The organism is Bacillus sp. J41TS8 (assembly GCF_018333035.1).
Lineage (GTDB): Bacteria > Bacillota > Bacilli > Bacillales > Bacillaceae > Bacillus > Bacillus paralicheniformis.
This window is the reverse complement of sequence record NZ_BORF01000002.1, coordinates 268,210-294,071: the sequence shown is the minus strand read 5'-3', so window position 1 is coordinate 294,071 and position 25,862 is coordinate 268,210. Positions and strand designations below refer to the sequence as shown.

Sequence of the window (25,862 nt, the reverse complement as noted above, 5' to 3'; positions counted from 1 at the left end):
ACCTTATGTGAGTAATGTTTGGACAAACTTTCTGGCGTCTTTGTCCACTTCACGGATCTCTTGAAGGCTCGGCTTTGCGATCACCTGATGGCGTTCCAAAGCTTTTTCAATGATGTCTTCAATCCTGAGAAAGGAAATCCTGCCTGAAAGAAATGCCGCAACGGCTTCCTCGTTGGCCGCGTTTAAAACAGTCGGCATTGTACCGCCTATTTTACCTGATTCATAAGCGAATTGTAAGCAGCGGAACCTTTCAAAATCAGCTTGGGCAAAATTCAGCTGTCCGACTTCCCAGAGTTCGAGTGATTTGGCTTCATCAAACGGCAGGCGTTCCGGATAGCTGAGCGCGTATTGAATCGGCACTCTCATATCAGGTGTGCCAAGCTGGGCGATGACGCTTCGGTCGTGGAATTCCACCATTGAATGAATGATGCTTTCTTTGTGAAGGAGGACATCGATCCGGTCATAAGGCAGATCAAACAGCCAGTGCGCTTCAATGACCTCGAGCCCTTTATTCATCATTGTAGCCGAATCGATCGTAATTTTTGCACCCATCGACCAATTTGGATGATTGAGAGCTTCTTCCACTGTGACGCCTTCAAGTTCCTGTCTTGTTCTGTCCCTGAAGCTGCCGCCTGAAGCCGTGACGATCAGCCGTTTAATATGCTTCGGATTTTCCCCCTGGAGCGCCTGGAAAATCGCAGAATGCTCGCTGTCGACTGGCAAGAGCGGGACATCGTATGTTTGGGCGTGTTCTTTCACTATATGACCGGCTGTCACGAGAGTTTCCTTATTTGCAAGCGCGACTGTTTTTTTATGCTCCATCGCCTTTAAAGTCGGCAGAAGACCGACGCTGCCGACGAGAGCATTGACGACGACATCCGCTTCCGGACTAACGGCCGCTTCGATTAAAGATTCCTCCCCGATCCCTGTTTTAAAGGTGTAAGAAAAAGAATGCTGTTTTAATGCTTCATATGTATGCTCATCCCCTACGGATACATACTTCGGTTTAAATGTTTCAATGATTTCTGCCGCTTTTTCGGCGTTTTTACCGAAAGACATGGCGGTCAGCTGAAACTTATCGTCATGCGCTTTGATCACATCAAGCGTCTGTTCTCCTATGGAGCCTGTCGCCCCCAGTAGACATATGTTCTTCAAAATTGCCGCACCTCTGTTTCTTTCTAGCTATCAGTACCCTTTTCTATCATAGCCCGAACGGCTGAAAAAGAACAAGCAGGAAGTATAGAACCGGCATGACAAATAAAAAGCTGTCAAAGCGGTCCAGCATTCCGCCGTGTCCCGGAAGGATCCGGCCCGAGTCTTTCACTTTGTAGCGCCTTTTGAACGCAGACTCGGCCAAATCGCCGATCTGACCGACGATTGATAAAAGCACGGTAATGATCAGCACAAACAGATAAGCGTGCGGAAAACCTGTGGCAGCCTGATAAATCGCGGAAAAAACGACCGCTGTCAAAATTCCGCCCCAAAAGCCTTCAACCGTTTTGTTAGGGCTGATTTCAGGCCAGAGCTTCCGCTTTCCAAACGCCTTTCCGATAAAATAAGCGCCGGAATCCGTTGACCAGACGACGCCGATTGCAAAAAAGACATAGCTGAGTCCGATGTTTCTGATTTCTATAAAGTAATAAAACCCGAATCCGATATAAACGGCTGCCAGCGCCACGAATGCCGCTTCGTCAAAAGTAAACGAGTTTTTGCTGAGCACCGTGTATGCCAAAAGCAAAAGGACGGCCAAAAAGACGACCTCCCCTTTGGTTATGCCCAGCCCCGCGTCTTCCGCATACTGGCTTGGATACAGCAAAACCGCCAAAAGCAGCAGGCTGATGATACCCGGAGCGCTGATGAGCTTCAGGCCTTTCATTCTTAAAAGTTCATATAGAGCGAGTATACCTATTGCATAAACTAGCAGGGTGAACGGCAGCTTGCCGAAAATCACGAGCGGCAGAAAAACCGCTGCCGCGATCACACCCGTCAATATTCTCTGTTTCATCTGCACCATCCTCTAAATTCCGCCAAACCTTCTCCCGCGACGCTGATATTCTCCGATAGCCTGAAGCAAGTGAACGTCTTTAAAATCAGGCCACAATACATCGGTAAATAAAAATTCGCTGTAGGCAAGCTGCCAAAGCATGAAGTTGCTCAGCCTGATCTCGCCGCTTGTGCGAATCAGCAAATCAGGGTCCTGCAAAGCTTCTGTCATTAAATAATCGGAAAATAGCTTTTCGTCGATTTCCTCGGTATTCAATGTGCCTTTTTTCGCTTCTTCGGCGATTCTCTTTGCGGCTCTGACGATTTCTGCACGTCCCCCGTAATTCAATGCAAAATTAAGAATAAGTCCGTCATTGTTCTCCGTATCACGGATGGCTTTTTCAACCGCGCGGATCGTGTGGGGCGGCAGTCCTTCCCTATCGCCTGTCAAGCGGACCCGGACATTTTCTTCGACCAGTTCCGGGAGATACGTTCCCAGGAACTCTTCAGGCAGCTTCATCAGAAAGTCAACCTCAAACTTAGGACGCTTCCAATTTTCCGTCGAAAAGGCATACAGCGTCAACGCTTTGACACCGAGCTCATTGGCAAGCTTTGTCGTCTGTCTGACCACCTTCATGCCTTCGTGATGACCCGCGATGCGGGGCATCGCCCGTTTCTTTGCCCAACGGCCGTTTCCGTCCATAATAATGGCGATATGTTCAGGAATTTCTCCTTTTAAAATATTTTCTTTTGTGTAACATTCCATGTTGGAAGCAGCTGAATGCTGATTCTTCCAATTTTTGAGTATATTGAGCATGAGAGTCCTCCATCACCCAAAAGGTTGCTTTCCTGTTATATCGTTCTAGATAACAACAGTATTAACAAAAAAACCCCCTGTAAACATGAGAGGGTCTTTTCACTATTATCTATTGTACAGAGTTTTTCATTAAACTTCCATGATTTCTTTCTCTTTATCTTTTGTGATCTCATCAATTTTTGACACATATTCATCTGTCAGCTTTTGTACGTCTTCCGTTGAAGAGCGCAATTCATCCTCAGTCATTTCACCATTTTTCTCTAGTTTTTTCAGATCGTCATTGGCATCGCGGCGGATGTTGCGAACCGCGACTTTAGCATCTTCCGAATATTTTTTCACGAGCTTGGCAAGCTCTTTTCTGCGCTCCTCAGTTAGAGGAGGGATCGTGATCCGGATGATGTTGCCGTCGTTTGATGGAGTTATGCCGAGGTCGGCTTTTTGAATCGCTTTTTCAATATCGCCGAGCGCTGTTTTGTCATACGGTGTGATGAGAAGCATGCGCGCTTCCGGAACCGTAATGGACGCGATCTGGTTTAAAGGCGTCTGCGCTCCGTAGTATTCAACTGTCACTTTGTCCAGTAAAGACGGATTTGCACGTCCTGCACGTACAGTCGCCAATTCGCGCTGATAAGCGCCTATCGCTTTTTCCATCCGTTCTTTTGTTTCATTCATCACTTGAGTTGACACGTTATTTCCCCCTTACGATTGTACCGATTTGTTCGCCTAAAACGGCTTTTTTAATATTTCCTTCTTCCATAATAGAAAAGACGATCAGCGGGATGTCGTTATCCATACAAAGTGAAGAGGCGGTTGAATCCATGACGGCCAAACCGTCTTTTAACACATCGAGATAAGACAATTTTTCATATTTTACGGCTGTTTCGTCAGTTCGAGGATCGGCATTGTATACACCGTCGACATTATTTTTAGCCATTAAGATGACGTCGGCTTCGATTTCAGCCGCTCTGAGCGCTGCTGTCGTATCCGTTGAGAAGTATGGATTGCCTGTACCGGCAGCGAAGATGACGACGCGCTTCTTTTCAAGATGGCGAATCGCTTTTCTTCTTATGTATGGCTCAGCGACCTGCCGCATTTCGATGGATGTCTGAACTCTTGATTGAATGCCGAGCGTTTCAAGGCTGTCTTGCAGCGCAAGGGAATTCATGACCGTTGCAAGCATTCCCATGTAGTCCGCTGTTGCGCGGTCCATTCCGAGATCGCTGCCCGTTTTTCCGCGCCACAGGTTGCCGCCGCCGACGACGACTGCCACTTCAACATCAAGCTCGGCGATTTCTTTCACCTGTTTGGCGATGGACTGGATCACTGTCGGGTTGATGCCGTTTCCCTGTTCACCCGCAAGGGCTTCTCCGCTAAGCTTTAATACGATACGATTATACTTTGGTTTTTCCATATTAACCTCCAAGTGCATGCTTGCCGTTATTTATTATGCAAGAGAAAAAAAGGTTTGTAAACTGTTTTAAAAATAGGGACACAAATTGTGTCCCCTATTTTCTTTGAAAAGATCCTGCCGTGTGTTTTAAGGCAAGCGGCTTTTCAATCTTATTTTTTCACTTGGTTCATAACTTCTTCAGCAAAGTTTTCTTGGCGTTTTTCGATACCTTCTCCAACTTCGTAGCGGACGAATGTTTCAACTGTTGCATTTTTCGCAGCAACGACCTGTTTCACTTTTTCATCCGGGTTTTTAACGAATGCTTGATCAAGCAGGCAGATTTCTTCGAAGTATTTGTTCAGGCGGCCTTCAACCATTTTTGCGACGATGTTTTCAGGCTTTCCTTCTTGAAGCGCCTGCTGAGTCAAGATTTCGCGCTCGCGGTTCGCTTCTTCTTCTGACACTTGGTCACGGGAAATGAAGCGAGGGTTTACAGCTGCAACGTGCATCGCGATGTCTCTTGCTGTTTCTTCGTCAGTTGTGCCGTTAAGGACAGTCAATACGCCGATTTTTCCGCCCATGTGCAGGTATGCGCCGAATGCAGCGTCATCGCCTTTTGTCAGGACAGTGAAGCGGCGAAGCGTGATTTTTTCTCCGATTTTAGCAACCGCGCTTGTGATGTATTCTTCTACAGTTGAACCGTTAGCCATTTTTTGAGCCATAGCAGCTTCAACGCTTTCAGGCTTTTCAGCAAGAATGTGGTCAGCAAGGTCGTTCAAAAGCTCTTTGAAGCCTTCGTTTTTCGCAACGAAGTCCGTTTCGGAGTTCACTTCAAGAATAACGCCTGTGTTGCCGTCGGTTTTGATCAAAGTCAAACCTTCAGCCGCGATGCGGTCAGCTTTTTTGGCAGCCTTTGCGATTCCTTTTTCTCTTAGAAGATCGATCGCTTTATCCATGTTGCCGTCAGTTTCAGTTAACGCTTTCTTGCAGTCCATCATGCCTGCGCCAGTTTTTTCACGAAGCTCTTTTACCATTTGTGCAGTAATTGCCATTTTTGATTTCCTCCTTATATATCAAACAAAATATGTAAGTGTTGATCTGGTGAAAAAAAAGGTGATAAAAGGCAGACCCCCTTATCACCTTTTGACCAGGTTAAGCAGTTGTTGTTTCAGTTGTTTCTGCTTCTTTCGCTTCTGTTTCAGCTGCTTCTTCACCTTGTTTTGCTTCAAGGATGGCATCTGCCATTTTAGAAGTCAGCAATTTAACAGCGCGGATGGCGTCATCGTTCGCAGGGATGACAACATCGATTTCATCAGGATCACAGTTTGTGTCAACGATTCCGATGATCGGAATGTTCAGCTTGCGCGCTTCTGCAACCGCGATGCGCTCTTTGCGAGGATCGATGATGAACAGTGCGTCAGGAAGCTCTTTCATTTCTTTGATTCCGCCGAGGAATTTTTCAAGACGCTCTAATTCTTTTTTCAATTGAACAACTTCTTTTTTAGGAAGTACGTCAAATGTGCCGTTTTCCTGCATTTTTTCGATATCTTTAAGGCGTTTGATACGCTTTTGGATCGTTTCAAAGTTTGTTAACGTACCGCCAAGCCAACGTTGGTTGACATAGTACATTCCAGAACGTTCCGCTTCTTCTTTAACAGAGTCTTGAGCTTGCTTTTTCGTACCGACGAAAAGGATTTTTCCTCCGTCAGCTGCAAGGTTTTTCGTGAAGTTGTATGCTTCTTCAACTTTTTTGACTGTTTTTTGAAGATCGATGATGTAGATTCCGTTACGCTCCGTGAAGATGTAACGCTTCATTTTTGGGTTCCAGCGGCGCGTTTGGTGGCCGAAGTGAACACCAGCTTCAAGCAATTGCTTCATAGAAATGACTGACATGTGTTATTTCCTCCTAATATAATGGTTTTTTTCCTCCGCTTAGGTCATTTTTATGCAGGACTGCACGAGAAGCGCACAGCACCGCTTGCATAAATCGTTAAGCGTGTGTAATTAACACCAAGAAATAATATAACATAAGCTTTCTCGACAATCAAGAATCGTTTTTCAGCTTTCCGCGAAATTTTAAGAAAAGCTCGATTTCTGTTTTCCCGCTTTTCAGCTGTCTTGCGATTTCCTCCGGAGAGAGCCCCTTTTCATATAATGCGAGAGCTTCTTCTTCATAGGATACGGATGCTTCCTGTTCCTTTTGATTGAGCTCATCTTCTTCCTGCTCCACCTCGTTGATCATCGCTTCGATGTGAAGCGGCAGATCGCGCGATTCGTCCGCTTCCGGAAGGGCGGGGGTTTGAGCAGGAATGTCAGGCTGTGTTTGCGCTCTTTGCGGCTCTTCTTCAGCATTCGCCCGAATCTCGCGAACGAGTTTTTCATTTTCGTCTTTTAGCTCCATCAAAAAAGCGGTCAATGTATTCTCGGTTTCTTCCAAAAGCTGTTTTTGCTCTTTCTCCGCGGCCTTAAAAGCGCTGAGCCTCGCATTCAGAATGATGACGAAATAAATCAATATACCGTGGAGCGTAAAGCTCACAAGCCATAATATTGTTGACATATTTTTCACTCGCTAACCATGAAATTTAATCAAAAAAGACTTCCCTGTCGGACGCTTAAAAAATGCTGCCGGTTTCATGCCGGCAGCTTACATGTTATTGTACCACTTTATCGAGCAGATGCTTCAGTTTCAAAAGCGCCTTGGAGTGAATCTGTGAAATGCGGGAAGTCGACAAATTCAAAACCTGGCCGATTTCCGTCAGGGTCAGCTCTTCTTTATAGAATAAGCTGATCACGAGCTGTTCTTTTTCTGAAAGCTCGTTTATTTTTTCCGCAAGCTGGGAGATCAGTTCGTCTTTGAGCATTTTTTCTTCCGGGGTGCTCGTTTTGTCGTCCCTGATCATCACTTGGACGTTCTCCCCGTCTTCATGGTCGTGAAGCTTCTCATCAATTGAAAGGAGATTCGCAAAGAAACCTTCATTGATAGTGGTCACGACGTCTTGCTCGCTCATTCCCAGCTCAGCGGCGATTTCGCTCGGCGAAACATTTCTTAAGTAACGCTGTTCGAGCTTTTCGATCGCAGCTTCCACTTTCTTCGTTTTTTCACGGGATGTTCTCGGAAGCCAGTCTTCTTTGCGAAGGCCGTCGATAATAGCGCCTCTGATTCTGAAGGAAGCGTATGTATCAAACTTCAAATCCCTTCCCGGATCAAATTTTTCAAGGGCGTCATACAAACCCAGCATGCCAAGGCTGACCAAATCGTCTTTATGAACGGACTTGGGCAAGCCGACGGCTATCCGGCCGACATGATATGTCACAAGCGGCATATAGCGGCGGATTAAATCATCGCCTGCCTGAGGATCTTTCCATTCTTTCCACCGCGACCAAAGCATCTGATCTTCATAGTTCAAGGATTGCATCTTTATCCCCCTATATTGCATATTAAATCGTCGTTACACCTTGTTTAACTGTCCGGATGACAAGTTCAGCTGACTGCGGATCGAACTCGATCGTTCTTCCGCTGTTTCCGCCTGTATCCTCGCTTACAATCGGAATGTTTAAGAGAGATAGATGTTTTTTAATCGCAAGCACATTTCTTGGCCCGACTTTCATCAAATCATTTGTCATCTTAAATTTAAACATTTCGGCTCCTCCGGCCATTTTCGCTTTCAAAGCGTATTTTCGGCATCCGGCTTCAAGCAGCATCTTGACCGTCGCTTCGACAGCTGTGTCCGCGTACTTTGCCACATTGATGTCCGGTGTCTTGGATAAGGAAGAGTCGGGAAGCATGACGTGGACGAGACCGGCCGTCTTCACTTCCAAATCATAGAGCACGAGTCCGACGCACGAACCGAGACCCGATGTCCTGATCTTGTCGGGAGTGCGGACTATTTTCACATCGGCAATTCCCACTCTGATAATCGATGTTTCTTTTTCTAAGATTTTCATAGCGCTGCACCCAATGCATGAAAGAGCTTTTCAAAAGAATCATAGTCCGGCAGAAGGAACAAATGCGCTTTTACTTTCCGGTTGTGCTCCTCGTCAAAAATGGAGTTGTCGATCACGATAACCTGATCTCCGACTTGGCTGAGCTCGATCAGCCCTTCGCTGATGACAGCTCCGAACATATCAAGCGTCAGTTCAGGGACGCTCGGGTACATTTGCCGGTTTGTCAAATCAGCGAGAGCGGTCAAATAAGATCCCGCCATAATATTCCCGAGTTCGTGCAGAGCGGAGGCTCCGATATCGTTCGGCGTCATGCTGTCAATCTCGAATTCCGGATTGCCGACAAGCTCCCTGATCAGCTGCTCGGCCTCTGAAAAAGGCATGATCACGAACATAGAACCGGGAAAATCCCCTTCCATGCGCAAAAAGATGCTAGCGACAGGAAGGTCTGCACCGCCGAATAGGTTGACAAGCTCATCAAACGACATCAGCTTGACAAACGGCACTTCCATTTCGATTTTCCTGTTCAGCAATAGAGCCAGGGCCGAAGCGGAATGACCCGCTCCGATATTCCCGACTTCCCGCAATATATCAAGATGCTCTTCTCTAATTCCGTTAAATACGCTCATCATAGGCTCCTTATTTCTTCACATTTTCAGAAGCGGCGGCAAGGCTCGACTTCCGGTTTAAAACAGCTTCAGAGTCAATCAGATTGAGAAGTCTGGACCCTTGCTTGACGATACCTTTAATCCATTGCCTGCCGTCTTTTCCTACCGTTTCGGGAGCCGATTCAATTTCCTCTTCCTCGACGGTGATGACATCGTTCGCTTCATCCACCACCCAGCCGACTTCAATGTCCTGATGGGTGATGATGATGATTCTCGTTTCATCTGTAATCGTATCTCCAGGCGCTTCAATCCGCTTTCTTAAATCGATGACAGGTGTGACAACACCTCTCAAATTAATGACGCCGCAAATATACGGTTCCACTCCCGGCACCCTTGTTGGCTGCTGCCATTTTTCAATGGACATCACTTCGGATACAGAGATGGCATACTCTTTATGATTTACTTTGAACACAATCATTTTTTCACCGGTGGTAGTCTGTGTGGTCAAGAGGATCGCTCTCCTTTCGCTTTCTATTTAATAAGGGCGTTGCAGTCGATGATCAGGGCTACTTGTCCGTCTCCCAAAATCGTCGCGCCGGAAATGGCAAAGACGTTTGTTAAATAATCGCCGAGTGATTTTAGTACGACTTCCTGCTGGCCGATAAAGGAGTCGACAACAAATGCCGTCAGCTTGTCTCCTTTTTTCACGACGATGGCGTGAAGCTGATCAAGATCATCCGACGAATCCTCAACGTTAAACTGTTCTTTCAGGTAAACCACCGGTACGATATGGCCCCTGAAATCGATCACTTCGCGGTCGTGCGTCTGAAGAATATCTTTCTTATCGATGACAGCCGTTTCTATAATAGAAGAAATCGGAATCGCAAACGTTTCGTTTTCAAGTTTGACTAACAGCACGGATATGATCGACAGTGTAAGCGGAAGCTGAATGGAGAAAAGCGAACCTTCGCCTTCGCTCGATTTGATGCTGACAGAACCGCCCAAAGATTCCAGCTTGCTTTTGACAACGTCCAAGCCGACCCCGCGTCCTGAAATATCCGAGATTTGATCTGCGGTTGAGAATCCCGGTGCAAAAATGAGTGCGTCGATTTCATGATCTTCGATCGTTTCGGCGTCACGTTCGGTAATGACGTTGCGTTCAAGCGCTTTTTCAAGCACCTTTTTGCGGTTGATGCCGGCTCCGTCATCCTCGACCTCGATAAAGACGTGGTTCCCGCTGTGATATGCTTTCAGACGGACTTGACCCGTTTCAGGCTTACCGTTTTTCACCCTGACTTCAGGCGCCTCGATCCCGTGATCAAGGCTGTTTCTCAAGAGGTGGACAAGCGGGTCGCCGATCTCATCTATTACCGTTCTGTCAAGCTCGGTTTCCGCCCCGAAAATCGACAGCTCGATCTTTTTATTTAATTCTTTTGTCAGCTGGCGGACCATGCGCGGGAAGCGGTTGAACACCGTTTCTACCGGAACCATTCTCATGTTGAGGATGATCGATTGCAGGTCGCCTGAAATTCTTGTCATCCGTTCGACGGTATCTGTTAATTCGCCGTGTTCAAGCTCTTTGGCGATCTGCTCTAAGCGCCCTCTGTCAATGACCAGCTCCTCAAACAGGTTCATTAATGAATCGAGGCGGTCGATGTTGACGCGGATCGTCTTCGTTCCGCCGCCTGCTGCAGGTTTCGCCGCTTCTTTTTTGCCGTCCGGCTGCTTAGCCGGGGTTTTCTCCGCGTCTTTCGGTGCCGTTTCTTTTTCAGGCGCGGCAGGCGCAGCTTCTTCCTGTGCCGAAAAATCGTTTTTAAGCTCGGTTACTTCAATTTTTTCGATTTCAGATACGCCGTTGATTTTGTTGAAAATCTCTTCTTCCCCGTGTTTGCTTAAAAAGCACACGACGAATTCGGAATCAAAATCTTCCGACTCGAGAACTTCTGTTTCTGGAATCGTTTTGACGACTTCGCCGATTTCGTTCAGCTGTTCAAATACCATGTACACCCGAACGCCTTTCAACAGGCAGTCCTCTTTCAACGCAACATTGATTTCGTAACATTTAAAGCCTTGTTCCTCAGCTTCGGCGATGACCGTCCGCTGAAATTCGTCATAGGCCCATTTCGTTTCAGACGACGCAGCTTCAGGCGCTTCTGCCGATGCGGCCGCCTCCTTGTTTGCGCCTGTCACATCAAGCTTGACGCAGACTTCTGAAACGTCTCTTTTGCCATCGCCCCCTTCAATGATCGAAAGGACAATCGCTTCAAGGTCATCGAGCGCTTCAAACATGACGTCCATCCACTCTGACGTAATGGTCATTTCTTCATTTCGGATCGCGTCCAGCACGTTTTCCAGACTGTGCGTTAAATGAGCCATATCTTCATAGCCCATCGTAGCGCTCATCCCTTTCAAAGTATGAGCCGCTCTGAAAATATCATGGACAAGCTGCAGGTCTGTCGGATTTTTTTCGAGTTCGAGCAATTTTTCGTTACAGGTTTGCAAATGTTCTCTGCTTTCTTCAATAAAGACGTCTAAATATTGATTCATATCCATATGAGTCACGCCCTCTCTTTTTTCATATACGTCATAATGGCTGCGGCAATCTCATCAACATGCTTGATGTCGTTTGCAAGCCCGTTGTTAATGACCGATTTCGGCATTCCGAAAACGACGGACGACTCGGCTGCTTCGGCGATCACCGTTTTGCTTCCATGTTTCAAAAGGCTTTTTACGCCTTCTGTTCCGTCGCTTCCCATCCCCGTCATAATGACGGCGATTTTTTCAAACTCCCGAAGTGAGGCCAGGGAATGGAACAAATAGTCAACAGAAGGCTTGTGACGGCTCTCTGTGTCGCGGTCATCGAGCGTGATCACCAATTCGCCCTTTTCAAGGCCGACTGCCATGTTTTTCCCTCCGGGTGCAATGTAAACCCAGCCGTCTTTCGCTCTCTCACCGTTTTCAGCCTCCTTCACGGTTACTTCTGAGAGGTGGTTCAGCCTGTTCGCTAATGAGGCTGTAAACCCCTTTGGCATGTGCTGAACGACAAAAACAGGCGCCTTCAACGTTTTGGGAAGCTTGGGAAGCACTCTTTGCAGCGCTCTCGGTCCCCCTGTCGATGTACCGATGCAGATGAGCTGTTTTCCAGCCCGAACACGGACTGAATCGCTGCCGCTCACCGGCGGCCGCTTTGCCGTCTCGATGGCGGGTTTTGAAATCGGAACAGGCCGGCCTTTCAGTTTCACCCGCCCTGCTGTCAACACTTTCTCAATCAGCATGTCTCTTACTTTATATAAATCAATTGAAATTGAACCCGACGGCTTTGCGACGAAATCGATCGCCCCCAGCTCAAGACATTCGATCGTGATATCAGCCCCCTGCTGCGTCAGACTCGATACCATGACAACCGGAAGCGGATCGCTCGCCATGATCCTTTTCAATGTTTCTTTTCCGTTCATCACAGGCATTTCAATATCCAATGTGATCACATCCGGGCGGAGCTCCTTGATTTTTTGGAGCGCTTCCTCGCCGTTTCTTGCCGTTCCTGCTACAGCAATCTCGTGATTGGATGTTAAAAACTTGGTGATCATGTTTCTCATAAAAGCAGAGTCGTCAACGACAAGAACACGAATCATAATGTATTGCCCCTCCTCAGGAATGAAGATAATTTATCGATAAAGGACCGGTTTTCGCCTATTTCCGTTCTTCCGTTATCAAGCAGCGATTCTGCCAGCAGGTAAACCGCCCTGCTCGGCTTGGAACGCGGGTTCTTCATCAGAAACGGCTGCTGCTCCACAACGGCTCTTGGTACCAGGGGATCCTCAGGAATCGGCCCTGCATATGCAAGCTTTTGCTGTAAAAAAGCGTTTACCGTGTTGGAAAGGCGGAGAAAGGTGGAAATTCCGTCTTTTTGGGTTGTACAGCGATTGACAGCGACTTTCAGCTGAAGATCGCGTCCCGTTAATGCCAAATGCTTGATCGCGCTGTAAGCGTCCATGATCGATGTCGGCTCCGGCGTGGTGACGACCAGAATTTCATCCGCTGACAGGACGAATGGCAGCTGATCTTTCGACAGCCCTGCTCCCATATCAAATATGACATAATCGAAGTTTGTCAAAGCCCGCGTTAATTCTTTCAGAAAGAACGCCCAGTTTTCCCCGTTCAATTCGAACATCGCATCCAGTCCCGTTCCGCCCGAAATGTATTGAAGGCCACGCGGACCGGCTGACAAGGCGCGCTCAAACGGTATTTTTTGCTGAAGGAGATCTATCACGGTGCAGAGCGATTGCCGGCCGATCAAAATATCGATGTTCCCCATTCCGACATCTAGATCGATCAACAGCACGCTCTTCCCTTTTTCCAAGAAGGCGAGAGCCGTATTCAGCGATATATTCGACTTCCCGACGCCTCCTTTTCCGCTCATAACAGCGAGCGTTTTCGCTTTTGGATGAGCGACAGGGGCGGGCGGTTCGGCGAAGCGCTGCCCCATCCGCCTTCGTAAGCTTTCTGCCTGATCCATGTTCAACACCCCGTAAGCAGTCTGACAAATGATGCATTTGACAAGTAGCGGATATCTTCCGGAACATTTTGTCCGTTTGTCATATAGCCGAGGCCGATTCTCGATTCGGCGAGCAGATTCAGGACGCTTCCCAATGAATCGGTTTCATCCACTTTCGTGAATATCAACTGATCGATCGGAATGCTTGAGAACTGCTTAATGAGCTCCTTCATATCCTCGTACTTGCTCGTCGCGGACATGACGAGAAACGCCTGTATCTTACGCTCAAACGGAATGATTTCCTTCAGCTCCCTGACATATTGCCCGTCTTTGAAATTCCGGCCCGCCGTATCGATAAAGACGTGGTCAAAATCGGCGAACTTTTGCTGGGCCGCTTTAAATTCTTCTTTCGTGTAGCACACCTCGAGCGGCGCATTCAGAAGCTCGGCATATGTCCTGAGCTGTTCAACCGCTGCAATCCGGTACGTATCCGTCGTGATAAAAGCGATTTTTTTCTGCCTTTCCAGCACGGAAGAAGCGGCAAGCTTTGCCAATGTCGTCGTTTTGCCGACTCCGGTCGATCCGAAGAGCACGACATATTGGGAATGAATCGCCACGTCCTGTTCCCGATTATCGGGAAGAAGATCGGCCAAAGCATCTGTTAAGTGGGCCAGCGCCTTTTCATCCGTCCATTCTTCGCCGTTTTTTAAAGAAGTGCTGATCAACCGGCCGAGCGCTTTCGTACGGATGGCCGGCGATACCCCTTGCTTTGCCAGAAGCTGGTCCGCCTTTTTCAGCGGCTCAGGCAGCACATCAACAGGCTGCTCATGATGCCGCATTTCCAGCAGTTCTTTCAGCTCTTTCACTTGGCTTGCCAAATCGAGGTGGTCCGGCTGCGGGACAGGCGAAGGGCTTTGTTCACGTAAAACTGGCTTTTGCCGCTCCGGTTTCCTCGCGTCGGAAAAGTCCTGGTCGACAACCGCAATCACTTCAACCCCGGCTTTTTTCACAAAGCCGAGAAATTTTCTCGTATGAATTTTTTTAGAATTCAAGATTACGGCGTCATTCCCGAGCTCTTGTATAATTTGCTTTGTGGCTTCCTGCATAGAACCAGCTACAAATTTTTTAATTTTCATTGAATATCCACCACTCCGATGCTTTGAACTTCTACATTGGCTTCCAGTTCGTTATAAGAAAGAACCGGCAGATCAGGGAAATAGCGCTCTAACAGCTGTTTGACATACATTCTGACAGGCGGTGAACATAGAAGGATCGGCACTTCCTGCCTTAATGAGAGCTGTTCGATTTCTCTTGCTACAGATTGAATGATATTTTCGGATAATGCAGGTTCAAGAGATAAAAAGTTGCCGTGTTCAGTCTGCTGAATTCCTTCCGCCACGGCCTTTTCGACACGGCCCGAACACGTCACCACTTTCAGCGTCTCATTTTCCTTCGCATATTGGGCGGTGATCTGCTTGGCAAGCGCCTGTCTTACATACTCGGTCAGCATATCTGAATCCGTCGTCAGCTTTCCGTAGTCGGCCAGTGTTTCAAAGATTGTCACCAAGTTCCTGATCGATACTTTTTCTTTCAGAAGTTTGGCCAGCACTTTCTGAATATCACCGACAGACAGCGGATTCGGCGAGACCTCTTCGACCAGTACAGGATAAGATTCTTTCAAGTGGTCGATCAGCTGTTTTGTTTCCTGTCTTCCGATCAGCTCATGGGCGTGCTTTTTCACCTGCTCTGTAATGTGGGTCGACACGACTGAAGCCGGATCGACAACCGTATATCCGAGCATTTCGGCCTGATCTTTCTGAGATTCCGGTATCCATTTTGCCGGGAGGCCGAAGGACGGTTCGATCGTGTCAATTCCTTCGATCTGATCGTCTTCGCCTGTCGGAGACATCGCCAAAAAGTGATCGAGGAGAAGCTCGCCTTTTGCGACTTCGTTTCCTTTAATTTTGAGCCTGTACTCGTTCGGCTGAAGAGCGATGTTATCCCTGATTCTGACGACCGGAATGACGAGACCGAGTTCAAGCGCAAGCTGACGCCTGATCATGACGATTCTGTCTAAAAGGTCGCCGCCTTGATTTGCATCTGCAAGTGGAATCAATCCGTAGCCGAATTCAAATTCGATCGGATCAATATCGAGCAGATGAACGACGCTTTCGGGACTTTTTAATTCGTCCACTTCAGCTTCTTCCTCAAGGATATCCTCCACTTTTTCCTTCTCTTCACCGGCTTTGGAGAGCGTATAGCCGCCGATGGCGAGAAGAAGAGCCAGAGGGCCTGTCAGGAGAATGCCGATCGGTGTGAAAATCCCGAGCAGCAAAATCGTTCCCGCCGTCACATACAAAAGCTTTGGATAAGCAAACAGCTGGCCTGTAATATCGTGTCCGAGGTTCCCGTCCGACGCTGCTCTTGTGACGACGATACCCGTCGCCGTTGAGATCAAGAGCGCAGGCAGCTGAGATACGATCCCGTCGCCTACAGACAAGAGCGTAAAGTGTGAAGCGGCTTCCTGAATGCTCATTTGTTTTTGCAGCATGCCGATGACAATTCCGAAAAGGACGTTAATGAGGACGATGATGATCCCTGCGATCGCATCCCCTTTCACGAATTTGCTCGCACCGTCCATCGCGCCGTAGAAGTCGGCTTCACGGGCCACTTTCTCACGGCGCACTTTCGCTTCCTGTTCGGTCACCATTCCGGCGTTCAAATCGGCATCAATGCTCATCTGTTTCCCCGGCATGGCGTCGAGCGTGAATCTGGCAGCAACTTCAGAAACCCGTTCCGCCCCTTTCGTTATGACGATAAATTGGATAATGATCAAAATGATAAAGACAACGAGACCGACCAAAACGTTTCCGCCGACAACGAAAGACCCGAACGTCTCGACTACTTTTCCCGCATCTCCGTTGGACAGAATCGAACGTGTCGTCGATACATTCAGCCCGAGGCGGAACAGCGTCAAGAGGAGCAGCAAAGAAGGAAATATCGAAAATTGCAGCGGTTCTTGCATGTTCATTGTGGTGAGAAGCACGATTAACGCAAGAGAAATATTCACGATAATTAAAACGCTCAACAACCATGGTGGAAAGGGTATGATAAGCATTGCCACAATGAGGACAACGCCTGATAAAACTGATAAATCTCTTGCTGACATGCTGTTTCTCTCCTTTTAAAACTGAAAAATTCACTAGATTTTTTGCTTTGTTTTGTAAACATACGCCAGGATTTCGGCTACGGCCTTAAAGAATTCTTCCGGAACGGCCTGATCGATCTCAACCTGGTCATAAAGCGCCCTCGCCAAAGGTCTGTTCTCGACTGTCATGACATCGTGTTCTTTGGCGATCTGCCTGATTTTCAGAGCCATCAGATCGACCCCTTTTGCGATGATAAACGGCGCATCCATTTTGTTTTCGTCATATTTCAGCGCGACGGCGTAATGGGTCGGGTTTGTTATGATGACATCCGCTTTTGGCACATCCTGCATCATGCGGCGCATCGCCATTTCCTTTTGCTTCTGCTTGATCTTCGACTTAATCAGAGGATCGCCTTCGGTTTTTTTGTATTCGTCTTTAATGTCCTGTTTTGACATGCGAATATTTTTTTCATAATCAAATTTTTGATAGAGGTAATCGAGCACCGCGAGAAAAATCAGGGCGACTGCAGCGGAAACCCCCATTAAAAAGGTGAGCCAGCCGACATATGACAAAGCCTCGCCCGCGGACAGCGCCGGGATTCTGAGAATTTTGTCAAAGTTCAGCCAGAGAACGGTGAATGTCACACCGCCGACAATCACGATTTTTAAAATCGATTTAAGCAGTTCAACGATCGCTCTGATGCTGTAAATCCGCTTGAATCCTTTAAGCGGGTCAAGCTTTTTCAAATCAGGCTTGATCGCTTCAGGGGCAAATAAAAACCCGACTTGCAGATAGTTGCTCAAAACCCCGGAGACGACGGCTGTCAGTAAAAGCGGTGCCATAATGAAGCCCGATTCAAGCACAAGACTTTGAAACAGGCCGGGAATATTGGCGACTGACACCTTCATCGTGATCAACTCTTTGTAATACTTTTCGATCAGGGCGAGCAGGCGGTCTCTCATAAAAGGTCCGATGAATAAAAATGATAAAAACACGATAAGAAGCGTGATCGCTGTATTGATATCTGCGCTTTTGGCAACCTGTCCTTTTTTTCTGCTTTCCCGCCGTTTTTTCGGCGTCGCTTTTTCCGTTTTCTCACCTGCGAAAAATTGCAAATCCAACGTCAGCTTCATCATGCCACCCCAAGCAAAGTTAATAGATCTCTCATTGTCCGAATGGCAAATTCGAAGACGTGCTGCATCATGCTGAACATAACGGCCATGCAGATGATGAGCATGATAAAGGTGATCGCGATTTTCAAAGGAAGCCCGACGACAAACACGTTGAGCTGCGGCACCGTTCTCGCCACAATCCCCAATGCCAGATCGACTAAAAACAAACAAGCCACAACAGGCGCAGACAATTGAAATGCTGTTATAAACATCGTGTTGAAGCTTTTTGCAATAAACTCGGCAAATCCTTCGCTTCCAAACGACAGCGCCATCTTGTCGACCGGGATGTATTGATAGCTGTAATAAATCCCGTCAAGCAGGAGATGATGCGCATTCAGACTCAGCATAAGAAGCAGCGCCATCGTGTATAAAAACTGGCCGACAAGCGGGCTTTGCGCCCCTGTCTGGGGATCGATCACATTCGCCACCGCAAATCCCATTTGAAAATCAATGAATGATCCGGCGATTTGAACGGCCGAGATCATCATGTAGGCGATCAGCCCGAGCAGAAGCCCGATCAGCGCTTCCTTCATGGCCAGCATCATGTAAACTCCGTCAACATCAAGCTGAGGAGGCTTTTCAATCGCCTGAAAACTGACGAGCGCAAGAAAAAATGCAAAACCTATTTTATGAACGGCCGGAATTGTCCGATAAGAAAATAGAGGCACCGTTACATAGAATGCTGTGATTCTGACAAATACAAGTAAAAAGGCTGGAAATGATTCGATTATTGACATGTTAAAACTACCCTGCAAAACGGTTTAAATTAGAGAACAGCTCAGTCGCGAATGACAAAATCGTCGACAGCATCCACGGTCCGAAAACGACGAGTCCGACCAAAACGGCGACGATTTTCGGAATGAATGCAAGAGTCTGTTCCTGTATTTGGGTGGTTGCCTGAAAAACGCTGACGATCAGCCCGACGAGAAGAGCGAGCGCCAAAAGCGGCCCGCTGATAAGCAATGTAACGTATACAGCCCTTTCAGCCATCGATATAACAAATTCTGAATTCATGTATTAGCACCTACTCTAAAAGCTTTGCAGCAAAGATTTAACGATTAAATACCAGCCATCTACAAGCACAAACAGCAAAATTTTAAACGGCAGTGAAATCATGACCGGCGGAAGCATCATCATCCCCATCGACATCAAAACACTTGCCACAACCATATCGATAATCAGAAACGGTATAAATATCATAAATCCCATTTGAAACGCGGTTTTCAATTCCGAGATGACAAACGCGGGAACCATCGTTGAAAGCGGAATATCATCGATGGATTCAGGCGTCTCCATCTTTGCGTAATTCATAAATAAAGCCAGATCTTTCTGTCTCGTATGCTTGCTCATAAAGGTTTTGATCGGGGCTTCCGCTTTTGTGTAAGCTTCATCCAAGGTGATTTTATTGTTCATTAATGGCGTCAGCGCTTCTTTATTAATCTCTGAAAAAGTCGGTCCCATAATGAAAAATGTCAGGAACAGTGCAAGTCCGATCAGCACCTGGTTTGGGGGCATTGACTGCGTTGCCAGCGATGTCCTGACAAAGGACAATACGATGACAACCCTTGTGAAACACGTCATCAGGATCAAGATCCCCGGAGCGATCGAAAATACTGTCAAAAGCAGCAAGAGCCGGACGCTGGCGCTGACATTTGCCGCATCGCTTGAATTAAATAAATCCATAAACTCATTCATGTTGATTTTGGCCTTTCTTTCTGCCTTCTGCGCGATTTTGTTTCAGTTCCGCGAGCTGTGCCTTTAACGACTCGGAAAAAGATGCCGTGCCGCTTTGCTTTTGCACGCTTGGAACTTTGACTTGATCCATCCATTTCTGCCATTCAATCTTGCTGTTCATCGCAGCTTCATGCTGCGTGAGAATTTCTTTATATTCCTTTTCATCATCGATCTCTTTCAGCAGCTGGATATTCTCGCCGACACCGACGACCAGCACCCTGTTCCCTACTTTAATCAGCTGTACGGACTTGTTTTGTCCGAGCGAAGTTCCGCCGATGTTTTCGACATACTGGAAGGGTTTTAACAGACGGTTGCGTTTATTCATGAATTTGACCAAAGCGTAGATCAGAAAAATGACGAACAGTAACGCGCCGATCATTTTTACAAAATCAAATATGGAAACGGAAGGAGACGGGGGTTCGGCCTCCGCCTCTTCCTTTAGAGAACTTTTTTCCTCGGTTTTGTCTTTGTCTTTTGCATTTGCTTTTTCTTTTTCTTTTTCTTTCTCTTTGCCCGCACCTTTTTGCTCAAACAGATGGTCAACGGTCTGATCCCCCGATTCCTCTGCGAGAGTCGGAGCGTACGGCAGTACGAGAAAGGCAAATAGACAAAGGCCGGCTATGAAAATAAGAGGTTTCTTAAACAAGTTGTACACCCTTTAGCTTAGCGTTTTATTGATCGCTTCCATGACGCGGTCAGCCTGGAACGGTTTGACGATAAAGTCTTTCGCTCCCGCCTGAATGGCGTCGATAACCATCGATTGCTGGCCCATTGCCGAACACATGATGATTTTTGCCTGCGGATCGATTTCCTTGATTTCTTTAAGAGCCGTGATTCCGTCTTTTTCCGGCATCGTGATATCCATTGTGACGAGATCAGGTGAATGCTCTTTATATTTTTCAACAGCCTGTGCTCCGTCTTGCGCTTCTGCGACGACTTCAAAGCCGTTTTTCACCAAAATGTCTTTAATCATCATTCTCATAAATGCTGCATCATCAACTACTAAAATCTTGTAAGCCATTATTAATCTCTCCAATCAATCTGTTATTATCGTAATTTGCTGATTCGTTCCGCCTGACTTAAAATGTCTGTCACCCTGACGCCGAAGTTTTCGTCGATGACGACGACTTCGCCTTTGGCAACGACGCGCTGGTTGACCAGGATGTCGACAGGCTCGCCGGCGAGTTTGTCAAGCTCAATGATACTGCCGGTTGACAGTTCAAGCACCTCTTTGACGCTGCGGTTTGTCCTCCCCAGCTCGACTGTGACGGACAAAGGAATATCCATGAGCATGTCAAGGTTTTGAAGGTGCGGCTGCGCGTCAGTCTGAGGGGCAAAGGATTGAAACTCTGCCGGTGCCACCTGCACAGGCTCTGAAACTTTTGCCGTCCCTTGCCGTTTAGGCGCAGGCTCCTGTCTTTGTGTCTGAGCAGGTGCCGGACTCGGACTAGGCGCCGGGTTTTCCTGTACGGGCGGCTGCTTTACCTCTTCAGTCTGCACAGGCTCTTCTCCGCCGTCCTGATTCGTTAATTCATCGATCAGGTCTTTTGCAAAGGTCAGCGGATAAAGCTGCATAATATGCGAATCGATCAGTTCTCCGACTTTCAGTCTGAAAGATACTTTGACGAGCGGGTCCTCTTTCGGAATTTGCTCTGTTCCTTCCCCTTCATTCACATCAAGGAGGTCAACTTCCGGCGGAGAAATATCAATCTTCTTGCTGAAGACGGTGGACATCGACGTCGCTGCGGAACCCATCATTTGGTTCATCGCTTCCTGAACGGCGCTTAGATGAATTTCGCCAAGCGACGGATCTGCGTTCGTCCCGTCTCCACCCATCATCAAATCAGCGATGATCGCGGCATCTTCCTGCTTGATGACGAGAAGATTGTTTCCTGAAAAACCTTCCGTATAGCTCACACCGATTGAAACATACGGGTGCGGGAACTCATCATTTAAATGGCTTTTTTCAATCACCGAAACAGTCGGTGTTGTAATTTCGACTTTTTGATTCAATAAAGTGGACAAAGCTGTTGCAGAGCTCCCAAAGGAAATGTTTCCGATTTCCCCGATCGTATCCTGTTCCATCAGGGACAACCCTGATTCCGGCTGCTCTTGAGCCGTATCATCGCCGCCTTTAAGCAGCGCATCAATTTCATCCTGTGATAACCTATTGTTATTCTCCATATTCTTCACCTCTTATGTCGTGATCTAGAATTTGAATCGCAGTCTTTCGATTCATTCGGCCGGCTTGTGCTAGAAATTTCGGTTTATCTCCGACCAAAACAGTAAGAGGTTCTGCTACTGATTTGTCCAAAGTGATACAATCTCCAATTTCTAAATTTAAAAACTCTTCAATGGTTAATTCCGATGATCCGAGTTCTGCGACAATTGGAATTCGCGCCGTCATAATCCGCTTTTCTATCGACTTTGTTTCCTCCGGTTTTGGTTCTATTCTGTCTGATTGCATCCAGTAGTGAACGGAAAGCTTAGGAATGATCGGTTCCAGGACGACGTGCGGGATGCACAGGTTGATAACCCCGCTGATGTCTCCTATTTGCGTGTTCAGCGAAATGACAACGACCGTCTCATTCGGCGATACCATTTGCACAAACTGCGGATTCACTTCAAAATCGGACATTTCCGGCTCGATTTCCGTGATGGATTCCCACGCATCTTTATAATTCGAGAGGCAGCTTTCAAATAAATTGGACATGATTTTCGTCTCAATTTCCGTCATGCTGTCAATTTTGTTGTGGCTCGAACCGATCCCGCCCATCACCCGGTCCATCATCGTATAGGCGATGGTCGGGTTGATCTCCATCATGATTCTTCCTTCAAGAGGGCGAACCTCAAACAGATTGAGGATCGTCATATTCGGAATGGATCTGATGAATTCCTCATAAGGAACCTGATCAACCGAGCTGACCGAGATCTGGATATAGGTTCTCAGCTGAGCCGAGAAATAAGTCGTTAGCAGCCTTGCAAAGTTATCGTGAATCCTTGTCAAGCTGCGGATCTGATCCTTTGAAAAGCGGAGCGCCCGTTTAAAGTCATAGACTTTTACTTTTTTAACGGACTCTTCTTTTTTCAGCTCGTCGGCGTCCATTTCACCTGTCGATATCGCTGAAAGCAGTGCATCGATTTCATTTTGGGAGAGTACTTCTCCTGCCATCTGTTTTCACCTCCATGGTTCTGTCATCTATGTTCCTACTGCAGATTAAAGGAGGTAATGTATACAGTTTTCACTTTTCCCTCTTTCATGTAGTTCGTGTTCAGCTTTTCTTTCAGCTGCTCTTTAAACTTTTCTTTTCCTTTTTGTCCTTCAAGATCATCTGCGTTCGTGTTTGCCAAAAGGGAGATGACTGAATCTTTAATTTGGAAATCCCGCTTTTCAAGCTCTTCTTTCGCCTCTTTCGAATCGGTTTCAAGCTTGATTGACAAACGGACCACATTGTCCGATTTCAAGTTTGTCGTGATTTCGGCGACTTCAACTGATGATTCGACCACTTCATCGATCGAAGGTTCTTTCGTTTGATCTTTTTCACTTGCGCTTCCCTTAATGACAAAGAACGCAGCGGTTCCTAACACAGCAATTGCCAGAATAATCGTCAGCATAATTCCTAGAAGTTTTTTATTCATTCAGATTCCTCAATTCTTTGGTCACAAGAAAGTATTTGGATTTTTTGATAGAATGACACGATTGTATCCACAACTGTATCTTCATCTTCTTTGACAACAAACTTTTTTCCGTTTGACAGCGTAATTGTCGTATCCGGAAAACATTCAATTTGCTCAATGAATAGCGCGTTCAGAATAAAAGGCTGTCCGTTTAATCGCGTAACTTTGATCATGTGTTTTCAAGAGGCGCCTTTACGAGGGCGCCTCCTTCCCTCCTATCGCTTCAGATTGACGAGTTCCTGAAGAATTTCATCAGAGGTTGTAATGATTTTCGCATTGGACTGGAAGCCGCGCTGCGCGATAATCATTTCGGAAAACTCTTCTGAAAGGTCGACGTTCGACATTTCAAGCGCACTCGTTTGAATCTTTCCTGAGCCGTCTTCTCCAGGCACAACGACTTGCGGAGCTCCAGAACTCAATGTTTCGCGGTAAAGGTTGTCCCCCGTTTTTGTTAAACCGGATGTATTGTTGAATGTCGCAAGCGAGATTTGGCCGGCGGGCTGGCTCTCGTTGTTTTTGTCGACATAAGTCACCGTTCCGTCAGGTCCGATGCTGAAGCTTTGCGCGTCTTGCGGAATATTGATTCTCCCGTTATCAGGCGTTAAGACGAACAGCCCGTCAGCAGTGACGAGATCACCTTCATCAGAGCGGTAGAAGTTCCCGGATCTTGTAAAGTACACTTCATAATCTCCGTCTCCCAATCCGACACGGAAATAGCCGTCTCCTGTAATAGTCATGTCTAGCTGGCGGCCTGTTGTTGAAGGCGCTGCGTTTGTGTGAATGATATCGATCGATCCGGTCGTCGCACCGAGCCCGACCTGCTGGCCGTTGACAGAGCCGCGGTTTGCAGTAGACGACGTCGCACCGGAAAGCTGCTGGCTGACAATATCTTTAAACGTAATCCGGCTTTTCTTATAGCCTGCCGTATTGACATTCGAAATGTTGTTTGCCACGACATCAAGCTTTGTCTGAAAGTTTTTCATGCCGCTGATTCCTGAGTATAGTGAACGTAACATAATTATTCCTCCCTGAATTATCTGTTTTTATTTGTCAGAATGACTGACCGCCGTCACATTCCACGGATTGACTTCGGTTCCATCGTCAAGGACAAGCAGATACTGTCCGTCTGAGCTTTTAACTGATTTGACGAGCGCTGTTTTTTCTTCGCTGTCTTCACCTTCATAGGTGACTTCTTTTCCGATCCAGCTGACATACATCGTCATCGGGTCCTGAAGTCCGACAAACGCCGACATCGTTGTGTTCAGATTCGTTAGTTGCTCAAGGCTTGAAAAGGTCGCCATTTGCGCAATGAATTCACGGTCTTCCATCGGATTTAAGGGGTCTTGATACTGCAGTTGTTTCATGAGCAGTTTCAAAAATTCATCCTTGCCAAGATTGGAGCCGCTCCCTGCTTTTTCGGCTTTTTTTGCCTCGGATAAAAAATCGGATGTCGTCGATTTCGTGTTTGTTGTCCCTATGGCAGTTCTTGTATCAATTGAAGTGTCAGGCATTAGATCTCCTCCTCGCTGTCCAGTGATCGAGTCTCGATAAGCTCATCCAGAAACTCCTGAAAATCCTCATTTTCCTGCTCTTTTTGCTGATCTTCCTTCGGCTGATGTTGGTTTTTCTGTTCGTCCGCCAGCTGTCCGAAGGTCTGATCGCCGTTTTGAAGCGGCACACCGAAGCGGTCAATTTGTACAGACATGTTGGGCAGCGCCTGTTTAAGGTGCGCGAGATTGTGTTCGAGCAGCTCTTTAGCCGACTGGGTCGATGCGATGATTTTGCTCGAAAACATCCCGTGCTGTTTGACGAGTTTGATCGTGATAAAGCCAAGATTTTCAGGATTCAGGCGGATCGTGAAACTGCCTGTCGATCTGCCGAACGGTGTATACTTCATCTGTTTCCATGAGCTGAGAATTTGTTCTGAAAAGCTTTTCGGCTGAGCGGAAGATTCCTCTGCCGCCGCGGTTTGGAGACCCTGGATCAGCACTGCGCCTGTCCGATGATTGGCCAGTACAGAGGACTGAATCGGCTGTTCCTTTTGGCCTTGCTTTCCTTCAGTTTGAATTTCCCTTCCGTTCAAAACAAAGGACAACGGCTTCTCAGAAAGAGAGACATCGGTTTTTTTGCTCATGAGCATTGCCTTTAGTTCGCTTTCCGCCATTTTCCACTCTTTTGGATCCGGTTCAGCGTTTGCGCTCATCATCTGCTCCATTATACTTTTCAAGCTTTTCAACTCAGCGTTTGACATGGACAAAAGCTGCGACTCACCCGGATCTTTTGTGAAAAATTGGCGTTTAAGTTCATCAATCAGCCCTTCTGTTCCCGCCTTTGTCTGAAGAGCGGCGAGAAATTCCGGCGCTTGTTTCAATATTTCTGCGATTTGTGAAGTTTTGAGTGCCGGTTGATTTTCATTTACGATCACAGCGAGCAGCTGCTGAATCTGACCAAGAATTTGCAGGTCAGTCAGTTTCGGCTCTTCTGTCCCGCTTTCGTCAGCAGGCACAGCTTCAATAGCATCAGCTGTTTTGCCTGATTGTCCAGGCAGAGCGGCATTTTCAAGCAGCTCTTTTATTTGCTGTAACAGCTGTTCTGCCAATGCGAGTTCATCCGGAGATGGATTCAGCTCTTCAACATGCTGGAGGGAATTCAACCAGTCTTCATTGAAGGAGCCGCCTTCATTATTTAAAAGCCATTGCTTCAGTTCATGCAAAAGCCCTTCCAATGACGTGTCCTGAGAAGGTTCTTCTCCCTTTTGAAAAGGGGAAAGTGAGCTGTTTTCCTTTTGGAGCACATTTTGAAAGAGTCCGCCCAGAGGCGTCCTGCTCGTTTTTGCAGTTGCGGTATCCGCCGCAGGCTTGGCATCAAAAGAGATTGCGTCAAAAAGCCTCAAG

Annotated in this window: 30 protein-coding genes; all 30 read right to left on the bottom strand. The window is 47.1% G+C overall.

Annotated features, from left to right (window positions below; translation table 11 throughout):
- Window positions 1-3: 3 nt before the first annotated feature.
- The 30 genes from dxr to KI350_RS04815 all read right to left on the bottom strand — a co-directional run bounded on the left by dxr (window position 4) and on the right by KI350_RS04815 (window position 25,861).
- Entirely contained in the window at window positions 4-1,155 is a 1,152-nt protein-coding gene (dxr, locus tag KI350_RS04960) for a 1-deoxy-D-xylulose-5-phosphate reductoisomerase (RefSeq protein WP_025811397.1), read from the bottom strand.
- Between the two features lie 46 nt (window positions 1,156-1,201).
- A complete protein-coding gene (locus KI350_RS04955; RefSeq protein ID WP_065644150.1) occupies window positions 1,202-2,005 on the bottom strand; it encodes a phosphatidate cytidylyltransferase in 804 nt (267 codons plus the stop codon).
- A 12-nt stretch (window positions 2,006-2,017) separates the two neighbouring features.
- Window positions 2,018-2,800: an undecaprenyl pyrophosphate synthase gene (locus KI350_RS04950; protein WP_020451418.1), complete on the bottom strand. Its 783-nt coding sequence runs from the start codon at window positions 2,798-2,800 to the stop codon at window positions 2,018-2,020.
- A gap of 129 nt (window positions 2,801-2,929) precedes the next feature.
- Window positions 2,930-3,472, bottom strand: coding sequence for a ribosome recycling factor (gene frr / locus KI350_RS04945; RefSeq protein WP_154495759.1), 543 nt, complete (start codon window positions 3,470-3,472; stop codon window positions 2,930-2,932).
- A 16-nt stretch (window positions 3,473-3,488) separates the two neighbouring features.
- Window positions 3,489-4,211, bottom strand: a complete 723-nt coding sequence (pyrH, locus tag KI350_RS04940; RefSeq protein WP_020451416.1) for a UMP kinase — start codon at window positions 4,209-4,211, stop codon at window positions 3,489-3,491.
- A 149-nt stretch (window positions 4,212-4,360) separates the two neighbouring features.
- On the bottom strand, window positions 4,361-5,242 hold the full coding sequence (gene tsf / locus KI350_RS04935; RefSeq protein WP_020451415.1) for a translation elongation factor Ts: 882 nt from the start codon (window positions 5,240-5,242) through the stop codon (window positions 4,361-4,363).
- Between the two features lie 100 nt (window positions 5,243-5,342).
- Window positions 5,343-6,083 carry a 30S ribosomal protein S2 gene (gene rpsB / locus KI350_RS04930; protein ID WP_025811393.1) on the bottom strand — a complete coding sequence of 247 codons (741 nt, stop codon included), beginning with the start codon at window positions 6,081-6,083 and terminating at the stop codon, window positions 5,343-5,345.
- Between the two features lie 151 nt (window positions 6,084-6,234).
- Window positions 6,235-6,747 carry a DUF6115 domain-containing protein gene (locus tag KI350_RS04925; RefSeq protein ID WP_065644165.1) on the bottom strand — a complete coding sequence of 171 codons (513 nt, stop codon included), beginning with the start codon at window positions 6,745-6,747 and terminating at the stop codon, window positions 6,235-6,237.
- A gap of 94 nt (window positions 6,748-6,841) precedes the next feature.
- The gene (locus tag KI350_RS04920) at window positions 6,842-7,606 is read right to left on the bottom strand and encodes a FliA/WhiG family RNA polymerase sigma factor (protein WP_003181822.1); all 765 of its coding nucleotides are present in this window, start codon (window positions 7,604-7,606) and stop codon (window positions 6,842-6,844) included.
- A gap of 22 nt (window positions 7,607-7,628) precedes the next feature.
- The gene (locus tag KI350_RS04915) at window positions 7,629-8,135 is read right to left on the bottom strand and encodes a chemotaxis protein CheD (RefSeq protein ID WP_065644146.1); all 507 of its coding nucleotides are present in this window, start codon (window positions 8,133-8,135) and stop codon (window positions 7,629-7,631) included.
- On the bottom strand, window positions 8,132-8,761 hold the full coding sequence (locus KI350_RS04910; protein WP_003181818.1) for a chemotaxis protein CheC: 630 nt from the start codon (window positions 8,759-8,761) through the stop codon (window positions 8,132-8,134). The genes KI350_RS04915 and KI350_RS04910 overlap by 4 nt, the downstream gene beginning before the upstream one ends.
- Window positions 8,762-8,771: 10 nt before the next feature.
- The gene (locus tag KI350_RS04905; protein WP_003181816.1) at window positions 8,772-9,248 is read right to left on the bottom strand and encodes a chemotaxis protein CheW; all 477 of its coding nucleotides are present in this window, start codon (window positions 9,246-9,248) and stop codon (window positions 8,772-8,774) included.
- Between the two features lie 23 nt (window positions 9,249-9,271).
- On the bottom strand, window positions 9,272-11,293 hold the full coding sequence (locus tag KI350_RS04900) for a chemotaxis protein CheA (protein WP_145608119.1): 2,022 nt from the start codon (window positions 11,291-11,293) through the stop codon (window positions 9,272-9,274).
- Window positions 11,294-11,298: 5 nt separating this feature from the next.
- The gene (locus tag KI350_RS04895) at window positions 11,299-12,372 is read right to left on the bottom strand and encodes a protein-glutamate methylesterase/protein-glutamine glutaminase (RefSeq protein WP_025811390.1); all 1,074 of its coding nucleotides are present in this window, start codon (window positions 12,370-12,372) and stop codon (window positions 11,299-11,301) included.
- Window positions 12,369-13,256 (bottom strand): MinD/ParA family protein, encoded by an 888-nt coding sequence (locus tag KI350_RS04890; RefSeq protein ID WP_033155132.1) that lies wholly within the window; start codon window positions 13,254-13,256, stop codon window positions 12,369-12,371. Before KI350_RS04890 ends, KI350_RS04895 begins: the two co-directional genes overlap by 4 nt.
- Window positions 13,257-13,258: 2 nt before the next feature.
- Complete coding sequence (gene flhF, locus KI350_RS04885; protein ID WP_025811388.1) at window positions 13,259-14,371, bottom strand: flagellar biosynthesis GTPase FlhF; 1,113 nt, start codon at window positions 14,369-14,371, stop codon at window positions 13,259-13,261.
- The gene (gene flhA / locus KI350_RS04880) at window positions 14,368-16,404 is read right to left on the bottom strand and encodes a flagellar biosynthesis protein FlhA (RefSeq protein ID WP_020451407.1); all 2,037 of its coding nucleotides are present in this window, start codon (window positions 16,402-16,404) and stop codon (window positions 14,368-14,370) included. Before flhA ends, flhF begins: the two co-directional genes overlap by 4 nt.
- Window positions 16,405-16,437: 33 nt before the next feature.
- A complete protein-coding gene (gene flhB, locus KI350_RS04875; RefSeq protein ID WP_212930447.1) occupies window positions 16,438-17,517 on the bottom strand; it encodes a flagellar biosynthesis protein FlhB in 1,080 nt (359 codons plus the stop codon).
- Window positions 17,517-18,293 (bottom strand): flagellar biosynthetic protein FliR, encoded by a 777-nt coding sequence (gene fliR, locus KI350_RS04870; RefSeq protein ID WP_043926383.1) that lies wholly within the window; start codon window positions 18,291-18,293, stop codon window positions 17,517-17,519. The genes flhB and fliR overlap by 1 nt, the downstream gene beginning before the upstream one ends.
- Window positions 18,294-18,300: 7 nt before the next feature.
- The gene (fliQ, locus tag KI350_RS04865; RefSeq protein ID WP_003181801.1) at window positions 18,301-18,570 is read right to left on the bottom strand and encodes a flagellar biosynthesis protein FliQ; all 270 of its coding nucleotides are present in this window, start codon (window positions 18,568-18,570) and stop codon (window positions 18,301-18,303) included.
- Between the two features lie 15 nt (window positions 18,571-18,585).
- The gene (gene fliP / locus KI350_RS04860) at window positions 18,586-19,251 is read right to left on the bottom strand and encodes a flagellar type III secretion system pore protein FliP (protein WP_043926382.1); all 666 of its coding nucleotides are present in this window, start codon (window positions 19,249-19,251) and stop codon (window positions 18,586-18,588) included.
- Window positions 19,244-19,936 carry a flagella biosynthesis regulatory protein FliZ gene (gene fliZ, locus KI350_RS04855; RefSeq protein ID WP_065644139.1) on the bottom strand — a complete coding sequence of 231 codons (693 nt, stop codon included), beginning with the start codon at window positions 19,934-19,936 and terminating at the stop codon, window positions 19,244-19,246. The genes fliP and fliZ overlap by 8 nt, the downstream gene beginning before the upstream one ends.
- Window positions 19,937-19,948: 12 nt before the next feature.
- Window positions 19,949-20,311, bottom strand: a complete 363-nt coding sequence (gene cheY / locus KI350_RS04850; protein WP_003181796.1) for a chemotaxis protein CheY — start codon at window positions 20,309-20,311, stop codon at window positions 19,949-19,951.
- A gap of 26 nt (window positions 20,312-20,337) precedes the next feature.
- Window positions 20,338-21,474: a flagellar motor switch phosphatase FliY gene (gene fliY, locus KI350_RS04845; protein ID WP_020451401.1), complete on the bottom strand. Its 1,137-nt coding sequence runs from the start codon at window positions 21,472-21,474 to the stop codon at window positions 20,338-20,340.
- On the bottom strand, window positions 21,464-22,462 hold the full coding sequence (gene fliM / locus KI350_RS04840; RefSeq protein ID WP_020451400.1) for a flagellar motor switch protein FliM: 999 nt from the start codon (window positions 22,460-22,462) through the stop codon (window positions 21,464-21,466). The genes fliY and fliM overlap by 11 nt, the downstream gene beginning before the upstream one ends.
- Window positions 22,463-22,497: 35 nt before the next feature.
- Window positions 22,498-22,929, bottom strand: coding sequence for a flagellar basal body-associated protein FliL (gene fliL, locus KI350_RS04835; RefSeq protein ID WP_020451399.1), 432 nt, complete (start codon window positions 22,927-22,929; stop codon window positions 22,498-22,500).
- Entirely contained in the window at window positions 22,926-23,141 is a 216-nt protein-coding gene (gene swrD / locus KI350_RS04830; RefSeq protein WP_003181786.1) for a swarming motility protein SwrD, read from the bottom strand. The genes fliL and swrD overlap by 4 nt, the downstream gene beginning before the upstream one ends.
- Before the next feature lie 42 nt (window positions 23,142-23,183).
- The gene (gene flgG / locus KI350_RS04825) at window positions 23,184-23,984 is read right to left on the bottom strand and encodes a flagellar basal body rod protein FlgG (protein ID WP_025811386.1); all 801 of its coding nucleotides are present in this window, start codon (window positions 23,982-23,984) and stop codon (window positions 23,184-23,186) included.
- A 27-nt stretch (window positions 23,985-24,011) separates the two neighbouring features.
- Complete coding sequence (gene flgD, locus KI350_RS04820) at window positions 24,012-24,479, bottom strand: flagellar hook assembly protein FlgD (RefSeq protein WP_023857206.1); 468 nt, start codon at window positions 24,477-24,479, stop codon at window positions 24,012-24,014.
- Window positions 24,479-25,861 (bottom strand): flagellar hook-length control protein FliK, encoded by a 1,383-nt coding sequence (locus KI350_RS04815; protein WP_023857207.1) that lies wholly within the window; start codon window positions 25,859-25,861, stop codon window positions 24,479-24,481. The genes flgD and KI350_RS04815 overlap by 1 nt, the downstream gene beginning before the upstream one ends.
- Window position 25,862 lies beyond the last annotated feature (1 nt).

Bases quoted from the DNA above. Each gene is read 5' to 3' on its own strand.
- KI350_RS04955 (WP_065644150.1), bottom strand. From the start codon at position 2,005: ATGAAACAGAGAATATTGACGGGTGTGATCGCGGCAGCGGTTTTTCTG.
- KI350_RS04950 (WP_020451418.1), bottom strand. From the start codon at position 2,800: ATGCTCAATATACTCAAAAATTGGAAGAATCAGCATTCAGCTGCTTCC.
- frr (WP_154495759.1), bottom strand. From the start codon at position 3,472: ATGAATGAAACAAAAGAACGGATGGAAAAAGCGATAGGCGCTTATCAG.
- pyrH (WP_020451416.1), bottom strand. From the start codon at position 4,211: ATGGAAAAACCAAAGTATAATCGTATCGTATTAAAGCTTAGCGGAGAA.
- tsf (WP_020451415.1), bottom strand. From the start codon at position 5,242: ATGGCAATTACTGCACAAATGGTAAAAGAGCTTCGTGAAAAAACTGGC.
- rpsB (WP_025811393.1), bottom strand. From the start codon at position 6,083: ATGTCAGTCATTTCTATGAAGCAATTGCTTGAAGCTGGTGTTCACTTC.
- KI350_RS04925 (WP_065644165.1), bottom strand. From the start codon at position 6,747: ATGTCAACAATATTATGGCTTGTGAGCTTTACGCTCCACGGTATATTG.
- KI350_RS04920 (WP_003181822.1), bottom strand. From the start codon at position 7,606: ATGCAATCCTTGAACTATGAAGATCAGATGCTTTGGTCGCGGTGGAAA.
- KI350_RS04915 (WP_065644146.1), bottom strand. From the start codon at position 8,135: ATGAAAATCTTAGAAAAAGAAACATCGATTATCAGAGTGGGAATTGCC.
- KI350_RS04910 (WP_003181818.1), bottom strand. From the start codon at position 8,761: ATGAGCGTATTTAACGGAATTAGAGAAGAGCATCTTGATATATTGCGG.
- KI350_RS04900 (WP_145608119.1), bottom strand. From the start codon at position 11,293: ATGGATATGAATCAATATTTAGACGTCTTTATTGAAGAAAGCAGAGAA.
- KI350_RS04895 (WP_025811390.1), bottom strand. From the start codon at position 12,372: ATGATTCGTGTTCTTGTCGTTGACGACTCTGCTTTTATGAGAAACATG.
- KI350_RS04890 (WP_033155132.1), bottom strand. From the start codon at position 13,256: ATGGATCAGGCAGAAAGCTTACGAAGGCGGATGGGGCAGCGCTTCGCC.
- flhF (WP_025811388.1), bottom strand. From the start codon at position 14,371: ATGAAAATTAAAAAATTTGTAGCTGGTTCTATGCAGGAAGCCACAAAG.
- flhA (WP_020451407.1), bottom strand. From the start codon at position 16,404: ATGTCAGCAAGAGATTTATCAGTTTTATCAGGCGTTGTCCTCATTGTG.
- flhB (WP_212930447.1), bottom strand. From the start codon at position 17,517: ATGAAGCTGACGTTGGATTTGCAATTTTTCGCAGGTGAGAAAACGGAA.
- fliR (WP_043926383.1), bottom strand. From the start codon at position 18,293: ATGTCAATAATCGAATCATTTCCAGCCTTTTTACTTGTATTTGTCAGA.
- fliQ (WP_003181801.1), bottom strand. From the start codon at position 18,570: ATGAATTCAGAATTTGTTATATCGATGGCTGAAAGGGCTGTATACGTT.
- fliP (WP_043926382.1), bottom strand. From the start codon at position 19,251: ATGAATGAGTTTATGGATTTATTTAATTCAAGCGATGCGGCAAATGTC.
- cheY (WP_003181796.1), bottom strand. From the start codon at position 20,311: ATGGCTTACAAGATTTTAGTAGTTGATGATGCAGCATTTATGAGAATG.
- fliY (WP_020451401.1), bottom strand. From the start codon at position 21,474: ATGGAGAATAACAATAGGTTATCACAGGATGAAATTGATGCGCTGCTT.
- fliM (WP_020451400.1), bottom strand. From the start codon at position 22,462: ATGGCAGGAGAAGTACTCTCCCAAAATGAAATCGATGCACTGCTTTCA.
- fliL (WP_020451399.1), bottom strand. From the start codon at position 22,929: ATGAATAAAAAACTTCTAGGAATTATGCTGACGATTATTCTGGCAATT.
- swrD (WP_003181786.1), bottom strand. From the start codon at position 23,141: ATGATCAAAGTTACGCGATTAAACGGACAGCCTTTTATTCTGAACGCG.
- flgG (WP_025811386.1), bottom strand. From the start codon at position 23,984: ATGTTACGTTCACTATACTCAGGAATCAGCGGCATGAAAAACTTTCAG.
- flgD (WP_023857206.1), bottom strand. From the start codon at position 24,479: ATGCCTGACACTTCAATTGATACAAGAACTGCCATAGGGACAACAAAC.